Origin of the sequence: Thiocapsa sp. (genome assembly GCF_035467215.1) — a bacterium.
GTDB lineage: Bacteria > Pseudomonadota > Gammaproteobacteria > Chromatiales > Chromatiaceae > Thiocapsa.
Genome location: NZ_DATITZ010000334.1, coordinates 1 through 8,996, shown reverse-complemented (window position 1 = coordinate 8,996; position 8,996 = coordinate 1). Strand labels below are relative to the sequence as shown.

7 protein-coding genes are annotated in these 8,996 nt (G+C 63.4%); 2 read left to right on the top strand and 5 right to left on the bottom strand.

Features of this window, described 5'->3' with window-relative positions; all coding sequences use genetic code 11:
• The 4 genes from VLR48_RS18080 to VLR48_RS18065 all read right to left on the bottom strand — a co-directional run.
• Nucleotides 1-1,200 (bottom strand): citrate synthase (locus VLR48_RS18080; RefSeq protein ID WP_325293125.1); only part of this gene is annotated, 1,200 nt, incomplete at its 3' end.
• 165 nt (nt 1,201-1,365) lie between these two features.
• The gene (locus VLR48_RS18075; protein WP_325293124.1) at nt 1,366-2,349 is read right to left on the bottom strand and encodes an aldolase catalytic domain-containing protein; all 984 of its coding nucleotides are present in this window, start codon (nt 2,347-2,349) and stop codon (nt 1,366-1,368) included.
• A 127-nt stretch (nt 2,350-2,476) separates the two neighbouring features.
• On the bottom strand, nt 2,477-3,103 hold the full coding sequence (locus tag VLR48_RS18070) for a response regulator transcription factor (RefSeq protein ID WP_325293123.1): 627 nt from the start codon (nt 3,101-3,103) through the stop codon (nt 2,477-2,479).
• Entirely contained in the window at nt 3,100-5,700 is a 2,601-nt protein-coding gene (locus tag VLR48_RS18065; RefSeq protein ID WP_325293122.1) for a PAS domain-containing sensor histidine kinase, read from the bottom strand. Before VLR48_RS18065 ends, VLR48_RS18070 begins: the two co-directional genes overlap by 4 nt.
• A 198-nt stretch (nt 5,701-5,898) precedes the next feature.
• Here VLR48_RS18065 and VLR48_RS18060 point away from each other — a divergent pair, with 198 nt between their 5' ends.
• Nucleotides 5,899-6,363 (top strand): RDD family protein, encoded by a 465-nt coding sequence (locus VLR48_RS18060; RefSeq protein ID WP_325293121.1) that lies wholly within the window; start codon nt 5,899-5,901, stop codon nt 6,361-6,363.
• A 148-nt stretch (nt 6,364-6,511) separates the two neighbouring features.
• Here VLR48_RS18060 and lptG read toward each other — a convergent pair whose 3' ends face one another.
• Entirely contained in the window at nt 6,512-7,576 is a 1,065-nt protein-coding gene (gene lptG / locus VLR48_RS18055; RefSeq protein ID WP_325293120.1) for an LPS export ABC transporter permease LptG, read from the bottom strand.
• Nucleotides 7,577-7,858: 282 nt separating this feature from the next.
• Here lptG and VLR48_RS18050 point away from each other — a divergent pair.
• Nucleotides 7,859-8,996 (top strand): leucyl aminopeptidase (locus tag VLR48_RS18050; protein WP_325293119.1); only part of this gene is annotated, 1,138 nt, incomplete at its 3' end.

Below are 8,996 nucleotides of genomic sequence, written 5' to 3'. Positions count from 1 at the left end.
CGCAATCTCGCGCCAGTTGGCGATCCATCCGGGCATGCGCCCGATGGCGAACATGACCGGGAACATGTCCACGGGGATGCCGATGGCGCGCAGGATGATGCCGCTGTAGAAGTCCACGTTGGGATAGAGCTGCCGGTCGATAAAGTAGGGATCTTCGAGCGCGATCTCCTCGAGGCGCCGCGCGATGTCGAGCAGCGGATCCTTCACGCCGAGCTGCGGCAGGAGCCGCTCCGCGACGTTCGCCAGCATCCGTGCACGCGGGTCGAAATTCCGGTAGACCCGGTGACCGAAACCCATCAACCGGACCTTGCTGTTCTTGTCTTTGGCCAGCCGCACATAGTCGTCAGGGGTCATCTGTCCCTGATGGATCTGCTCGAGCATCTCGAGCACCGCGACGTTCGCCCCGCCGTGCAGCGGACCCCACAGAGCACAGACGCCCGCCGCACAAGAGGCGAAGAGGTTGGCCTGGCTGGAGCCGACCATGCGCACCGTCGAAGTGGAGCAGTTCTGCTCGTGATCGGCGTGCAGCAACAGGATCAGGTTGAGCGCGTCTCGAACGATCGGCTCGCAGACGTGCTGCTCGAAGGGCTGAGAGAACATCATGTGCAGAAAATTCGGCACATATCTCAGCTTGGGATCCGGGTAGATGTACGGGAGACCTCTGGAGTGACGATAGGCGTAGGCGGCGATGGTGCGAATCTTACTGATCAGCCCGGCCGAGGCGATCCGCACCGAATCCTTGTCCTGAAGCTCGAAGATCTCGGGATGAAAACAGGACAGGGCGTTGATCATGGCCGAGAGGATGGCCATCGGCGGCGCCGCGCGCGGGAAACCCTCGAAATGATGCTTCATCCCCTCGTCGAGGTTGGCGCACCCGGTCAAATCCGCGGCAAAGGTGTCGTATCCCTCCGGACTGGGCAGGTGACCGAAGATCAGGAGCCAGGCCACCTCGACGAAGTTCGGCGCCTGCTCGAACTGCTCGATCGGGATACCCCGGTAGCGCAGGATCCCCTGCTCGCCATCGATGAAGGTAATGGCGCTCTGGCAGCTCCCGGTATTGCCGAATCCGGGATCAAGGGTGATCAGGCCCGTTTCAGCGCGCAGGTTTCGGATATCGATTGCGCGCTCCCCCTCCGTTCCCTCGATGATCGGGAAACGATAGGTCGCGTCGCCCAGGGTCAAGGTCGCTTCGTCGGACATGACAATCTCCAAGGATTGAGGGGGAATTCATGCGGATCAGTGTTCGGGTTTATCCTGCCTCCTGCCTCCTGCCTCCTGCCTCCTGCCTCCTTCTGTTGGCTATCGGCTATCAGGCTTGGTCCGTTCCCTGAAGGCTGGCGGCTGCCCGCTGCCCACTGGCAACCATCAAATCTCCGAGACGACCTTATCGTAAAACGTCAGATAGTCATCCGGCGTCGGCCCTTCGCGCCACTCGATCGCGGAGCGCGGGTGTTGATTGAGCTGCCCGGTAATGTTGTAGGGGACCGACGGACCCCAATCGAGCTCCTTGCGCAGGGGCAGCATCCGGTTCTGGATGACCTCGATAATGGGGCGGACGTTGAATTTGGGGTTGCGCAGGAAACCGAGCAGCAGCTCGGTGTGGCAGTTTCCGGCACCGCGACCGAAGCCGAAGATCGTCGAGTCGACCCGGTTGCAGCCCAGGATGATGGCCTCGATCGTGTTGGCGAAGGCCAACTGGAGATTATTGTGGGCGTGGATACCGATCTCTTTGCCGGTGCCTTTCAAGGCATCCGTGTACTTGTGATAGAGCCGGTCGATCTGCTCGCGATAGAGATACCCGAAGCTGTCGACGATCACCATGGTGCTGGTGGGCGTGTCGGCGATGGCCTCGAGCACGGTATCGATCTCGGTCTCGGTGATGTTGGAGACCGCCATCAGGTTGGCCGTGGTCTCGTACCCGAGCTCGGTCGCGTGGCGGATCATGTCCACCGCCTCGGAGACCTGATGGGCGTAGAAGGCGACGCGGATCATCGAGAGCACACTCTCGCTCGCCGGCTGGATCTGGGTTTGCCAATCGCTCTTTCCGGCATCGGCCATCACGGCAAGCTTGAGTCCCGTGGCCTCGGGATCGTGGTCGCCGACCACGCGGCGTAGATCGGCCTCGTCGCAGTGGCGCCAGGGACCGAACTTGTCTTTCGGGAAGACGCGCGGCGAGTTCTTGTAACCGATCTCCATGTAGTCGATGCCCGCATCGATACAGGCACGATAGATGGCGGTGACGAAGTCGTCATCGAACCGGTGGGCATTGACGAGCCCCCCATCGCGAACAGTGCAATCGAGCACCTTAAGCTCGGGTCGGAAGGTAATCCAGGGGGCCTTTTCGGACATCGAGCATACTCCGGCGAATCATTGAAGATCGGCCATTTTGAGGCTCCGCCGACTTCCGAGCAAACCCGACTTCGACGGGCTCGAAGCCGAACTCAACCCCGAACTCAACCCCGGCTCGACCCCGCAATCAGCGTGTCGCCGGACCCTCCGCCGAGGCGATCAGGGCCATCCGAACCAGCTCGGCAAGCGAGTCGGCCCGCATCTTTTCCATGACACGCGCACGGTGGGCCTCGACCGTCTTGGCGCTCACGCCGAGCGCGGCGGCGATGTCTTTGTTGGATTTGCCGTCCGTGACCATCGCCATGACCTCGTGCTCGCGCGGCGTCAGCTCGGCAAGCCGCGCCGCAATTGCAGCCCGCGCGGCCTGGTCGGCACGGTGTCTCTCGTCGTAATCGAGTGCGCGCCGAATGCTGCGCAGCAGGTCTTCGTCGTGAAACGGCTTCTCGATGAAGTCCACCGCCCCGGCCTTCATGGCCTTGACCGCCATCGCGACATCGCCGTGTCCGGTAATCATGATGACAGGCAAGCGATAACCCTCGCGCGCCAGGTGACTTTGAAGCTCCAGGCCGCTCATCCCGGGCATCCGCACGTCGAGCAGAAGGCAGCCGGCGCGCCCCGGATAGTAGCTCGCGAGAAAGACGTCGGCCGACTCGTAGGTCTGGACCGACATGCCGGTGGATTCAATCAACCACTGCAGAGAGGTGCGCATGGCTTGGTCGTCGTCGACGACGAAGACGGTTGCGTCGTGGGTCATGTCAGGCTCTCCAAAAGCTCGGATTCAGGCGCGGTCGTCGCCTCGGGCGTGTCGGCCCGCGCGAGCGGTAGCGAGACATAGAAGATCGAGCCTTTTCCGAGCTCGGATTCGGCCCAGATGCGGCCGTCGTGATTCTCCACGATGGTCTGGCTGATCGCCAAGCCCATGCCCATGCCGCCCTCCTTCGTCGTAAAGAATGGATGGAAGAGGTGCAGGATGCGATCCGCGGTGATGCCGGGGCCGGTGTCTTCGACCTCGACGATGGCCTGATCTCCCTCCACCCGGGTCCGGATACAAAGACGGCGAAGCTCCTCGGGCGACTCCTGCAGGACATCGATCGCGTTTCGCACCAGGTTCAACAGCACCTGCTCGATCTGGACCAGGTCGACATTGACGGGAATCGGATCGGCGCCGGAGTCCAGCTCGATCTGCAATGCCAGCCGGGTGGTCTCGAACTCGACGAACGAGCACACCTCCCGCACCAGATGGTTGAGATCGGCATCGGTCCGGATCGGCGGCTGCTTGCCGACCAAGGCACGCAGGCGACGGATGATCTCACTCGCGCGTTGCGCCTGCACCGTGATTTGCCTCATGGCACCGACCAGGTCCTCGGTCTTCGACGTCGCGCTCTGCAGGCGACGACTGCAGCCGTTGGCATAGTTGACGATCGCCGAGAGCGGCTGATTTAGCTCGTGCGCCATGCCCGTGGCCATCTCGCCCATGGTGCTGAGTCGGCACACATGCACCAGCTCTGCCTGATGTTGACGAGCCTCCTGCTCGGCACGGCGCACCGCGGTAATGTCACGGGCATAGATGTTGAGATAGCCGAGATCCCGAATGGGCGCGAACAGCAGCGAATAGACCTGGCCCGCGATCTCCTGCTCCCGGTCTTGGGGCTCGCCGCTGTCGAGCGCGACGGCGATCTCTTCGCGCCAATCCTCCGGCAGGCACTCGCCCGGGTCCGCACCCCAGGCCTGCAGCAAGGGGCGACTGGCTCGATTGGCATAGACGATTAGGCCGTCGCCCGTGACCCGCAGGATCGGGTTCGGGCTCTCGCTGGCGAACCGCGCGAGGCTCTTGATCTCGCGCTCGGCCTGCTTGCGCGCCGTAATATCGTGGATATAGAGCGTATAGAAGCGCTCGGACTCCAGATCGATCGGCACGATCGAGATCTCCACCGGGATCTCCGAGCCATCCGAGCGCAGGGCGACCAGCTCGCCGCGGCCCTGCGGCTCGCGGTGCAGGTGGCGCGAGCGGTCGAGGAGTCGTTGGAAGGCGGGGCGCGCGATCTCGGGCAGAAAGCGTTCGGCAAAAACGGCCCCCGTCGCCTCGCCGCGATCAAGCCCCAGCATCCGCTCGGCGGCCGGATTGAGCTCGATGATCCGACCGCCGTGGTCGAGCGTCACGATCGCATCCAGCGACGCCTCCATCACGGCCGCCTTGAGCGCCTCGCTCTCGCGCATCTGCGCCTGATGCTTGATGCTCATCTCCTCGCGCGCCTTGAGCACCAGTTGCGTGAAATGCTGAATCCATTCCTCGAGCAAGAGCAGTTGGTTGCCGTCGCGATGAAACCCGGGCTCCGGAATACCGAGCGCACGCTGCGAAAACCGCGTCATGCGTTTCAGCACCGCGTTCAGTCGCGACGACACCAGATAGATGACTGCGGTAAAGACCAGGATGTAGACCGCGGCGGCGATCCCGCGCTGCCGGCGCTCGAAGATGCGGACATGGCGCGACATCTTCTCCACCGCGGCATGCGGGACGAAGGTCGCAAACAGCACGCTGGAATCGGCGCCCTCGTACTCCGCCATGGACTGGGAGGTCACCAGATAGTCCTCGGACCAGTCCGAGAGCAGACTTCCGGGAGTTAGCATCTCGGAGTCGACGCTCGCGACGATCCGCTGATCGGCGCCGTCCACCAAGGCAACCGCGGCGCGCCCGACGTAGACGCCGCGTTGGGACGAGGCCAGAAAGGCGTCGTCGACGGGCACCAGAACCACCAAATGTCCCATCGCATAACCGCCGGCATCCTCGACAGCATCGCTGCTGAGCAAGTAGAGTCCGTCGCCGAAGCGCTCGATGACGGAGCGCACCTCCCGCACGTTGAGCAAGCGCGTCGGGATCCGGGTGGCGATCTCCTCGGGCAGCGGATCGTTGCCGGATTGAAAGACTTCTCGAACCCGACCCTGCGGGTCGGTCAGCAGCACATGACTCGGAGAGCTCAGCGCCTCACGCTCGAAGAAATCCGGAAGCCAGTGCGGACGGAACTCCTTGTAGACCACAGGTAGGGTATCGTCGTCCTCGAACCAGAAGAGCGGCTCCAGATACTCGGAAAGGCGCCGATGGTTGGCAAGCAGGCGCGTGGTCGCCCCGTAGTTGGAGAGATAACGGTCGAAACGAATCAGGCTCTCCCGCGCCCGCTGATCGAGCTGCGCCTGCAGCTCCTGCGCAAAGATCTTGTCGACCTGACGGCTCTGTACTTGGTCCAGAAGCCCCCAAACCGCAAGTCCGACGGCCAGGCCGACCAGGATCGCGATCACGGGCATGGGAACGCGCCGCAACAGGACGAACAGGATGGATTTGACGGAGAGCCGCATTAAACCGCGTCCAGAGCGACATGCTCATTTTCGAGTAAGCTCAACGTTTGGTGCATCCAAAACCCTCAGCTGAGACGCGGTTTAAAATGATATTTTCTAATATCTTAAACCGCGTCGACTCCAACGGTCGTCACGTCTGCCGGGGCCGATCCCATCCACAACCATCGCATACCGCACCGAGCGCGGTTTAAGGACACCATGGACCTCGACATCAGTCTTGCCAAGACCCCTTCCCTGCTGCGCCGCATCGGGGCCCTGCTCTATGACAGCGTGCTCTTGCTCGGCGTTCTGATGTTCGCCGTCATGCTGATCGTGATCCCCTACACGAGCCTCACGGGCGCCTCGCCGAACGAGAACCCGATCCATCTGGCCCTCATGCAGATCTACCTGGCGATCGTGATCTGCGGGTTCTACGTCTACTTCTGGACCCACGGTGGTCAGACGCTGGGCATGCGCGCCTGGCGGTTTCGCGTCATCCGCGACGACGGCGAGAACCTGAACACGCGCGACGCGCTCAAGCGCTTCGGTTGGGCCGTTTTGAGCCTCTTGCCGGCCGGACTCGGCCTCTGGTGGAGCCTGATCGACCGAGACGGTCTAGCCTGGCACGACCGCCAATCGCAGACTCGGCTGGTCATGCTCCTGCGATCCGGAAAGAAACCCTGATGCGCTGTCTCCGGTACAGCACGGCAGATGTGTCGAGACCGTTCGTTGTCGTTGTCGTTTATCGACTATCGATACGACTACGATGACGACAACGACAACGACAACGAAAAATGATCTCGGACGGTCTCGGAATCTCTGCACTGCTCCACTAGCCCACCCGACGCAGCAAGAGCAAGGCCCCGGTGATGAACAACAGCGGCGGCATGATCGCCGCGACCAGCGGGTCCAGCCCGAACAGCAGCGCGACGAATGCAAAGGTGCGGCTGACCAAATAATAGAGGATGCCGACCAGGACGCCGACGAAGATGCGCGGACCGAGTCCCGTGGTGCGCGCCGAGCCGAGGATGATCGGAATCGCCACGAAGATCATCGAGAGCGTCAGGACCGGGTGCAACACCTTGCCCCAAAACGCGACCTCGTAGGGTCCGGCATCCTGCTTGTTGAGCGTCATGAAGCGGATATATTTATAGAGCCCCCAAACCGGGAGTACCTGCGGATCCACCACCACGACCTTGAGCAGCCCGGGATCCAGCATCGAGTTCCATTCGGCCCGCTCCATGCGCTCCACCTCGACCCCGGCCGCGCTCACGCGGCTGAGCGCGATGTCTTCCAGCACCCAACCGGCCTCGCTGTAGCGCGCCCCGGCCGCGTGGGTCGCGACCAGGGAGCCTGCATCCGCGTCCACCTGGTAGATGAAGATGTCGCGCAGACGCGTCGGCGAGGCGATCTCGCGGATGTTGACATAGGCACGATCATCGATCGCCCAGAAGCCGTAAGGCGTCTGCTGGGTCACGTCGCCCGAGAGCGCTTGGCGCCGCAGCTCGAGACCGCGCTGCTCCGCGACCGGCGCGACGACCTCCCCGACGAACACCGCAAGCGCCGCCAGCATCACCCCGCCGAGCAGCCCGGCCCGAATGATCCGCGCCACCGAGAAGCCGGCGGCCCGCATCGCCACCAACTCCGAGCGGCTCGCCAAGGCCCCGAGGCCGATCAAGGCGCCGATTAGGGTCGCGATGGGAAAGACTTGGTAGGCATAACGCGGCAGGCTCAACGCCATGAAGACCAGCGCATCGGCCAGTCCATAACCATCGACCCCGACGGCGTCGATCTCGTCGGCGAGGATGAAGAAGCCGAGAAGCGGCAGCAGGATCCCGAGCGTGAGCAGGGTCCCGCCGATGACGGCCCGCGCGAGATAGCGCTCGAGGATGATCACGGCGTCGGGTCTTGTGCGACGCCCCGGGCACAACTGAGGGCCGCCCGGACCGCGGGCCCGGCTCGGGACAACCGACCCGCGGCGCCGCCATGTCGACGGGCTTCGACCGCGCGGTCTCTTCCGGTAGACTCGTTATTCGACATCAAAAGCACCAGATCCGTGAACGGTCGACCATCGGCAGCGCGCCGCGTCGCGACCGAGCCAATCCGACAAATGACGCATACCGCACCGGGCGCGGTTTAGAACCCGCTTTCACCCAGGCCCTCCAACAGGAGTCCGACGATGGAATTCAGAATCAAGACCGGCGAGATCGCTCAACTCAAGACGCCCTGTATCCTGATCGGGATCTTCGAGGGGCGCAAGCTCGCCGGACCCTCCGCCGCGCTCGATCTCGCCACCGGCGGGCGCCTGGCCGAGCTGTTGAAGAAAGGCGACATGGACGGTCGACTCGGCGGCACACTCATGCTCTACGACCTGCCCGGCCTGGCCAGCGAGCGGGTCCTCGTCGTGGGATGCGGCAAGCATAAGGAGTTCGGGCGCGACAACTACCGCAAAGCACTCATCGGCGCCGTTGCGGCACTCCAGCAGACCCATGCGGGAGCCGCACTCTGCACCTTGCCCGAGCTCGGTCCCGACGGGCTCGACCTCTATGCCGCCGTGCGCGACCTCGTCACCACCGCCGAGGACAAGACCTACCGCTATACCCTGACCAAAAAAGACGACAAACAGGCACCCAAGACACCGCTGAAGCGACTTGAGATCTGGCTCTCCGAGAAGGCCGACGCGCCGCGCGCCGAGCAGGCGATCAAACACGGCACGGCCATCGCGGCCGGCATGGCACTGTCCAAAGAGCTGGGCAACCTGCCCGGCAACATCTGCACACCGACCTATCTGGCCGAGAAGGCCGTCGAGCTCGGCGAGCGTTACGATCGGCTGGAGACCGAGATCCTCGAAGAGGCCGACATGGAGGAGCTCAAGATGGGCGCCCTCCTCTCGGTCTCGCGCGGGAGTCGCCAGCCGGCCAAGCTGATCGTCATGCACTACCGCGGCGGCGAACCCGACGCCAAGCCGATCGTGCTGGTCGGCAAGGGCCTCACCTTCGACACCGGAGGCATCTCGATCAAGCCGGCCGCCGACATGGACGAGATGAAATACGACATGTGCGGCGGGGCGGGCGTCTTCGGAACCGTCCTCGCGGCCTGCGAGCTGGGCCTGCCGATCAACCTCGTCGGCGTCGTCCCGTCGTCCGAGAACATGCCCGACGGCGACGCCAACAAACCCGGCGACATCGTGACCAGCATGTCCGGTCAGTCCATCGAGATCCTCAACACGGATGCCGAAGGCCGACTCATCCTCTGCGACGCACTCACCTACGCCGAGCGCTTCAACCCGGAGCTGGTGATCGATCTGGCCACGTTGA

Coding starts and splice junctions, on each gene's coding strand:
- VLR48_RS18075 (WP_325293124.1), bottom strand. CDS start 2,349: ATGTCCGAAAAGGCCCCCTGGATTACCTTCCGACCCGAGCTTAAGGTG.
- VLR48_RS18070 (WP_325293123.1), bottom strand. CDS start 3,103: ATGACCCACGACGCAACCGTCTTCGTCGTCGACGACGACCAAGCCATG.
- VLR48_RS18065 (WP_325293122.1), bottom strand. CDS start 5,700: ATGCGGCTCTCCGTCAAATCCATCCTGTTCGTCCTGTTGCGGCGCGTT.
- VLR48_RS18060 (WP_325293121.1), top strand. CDS start 5,899: ATGGACCTCGACATCAGTCTTGCCAAGACCCCTTCCCTGCTGCGCCGC.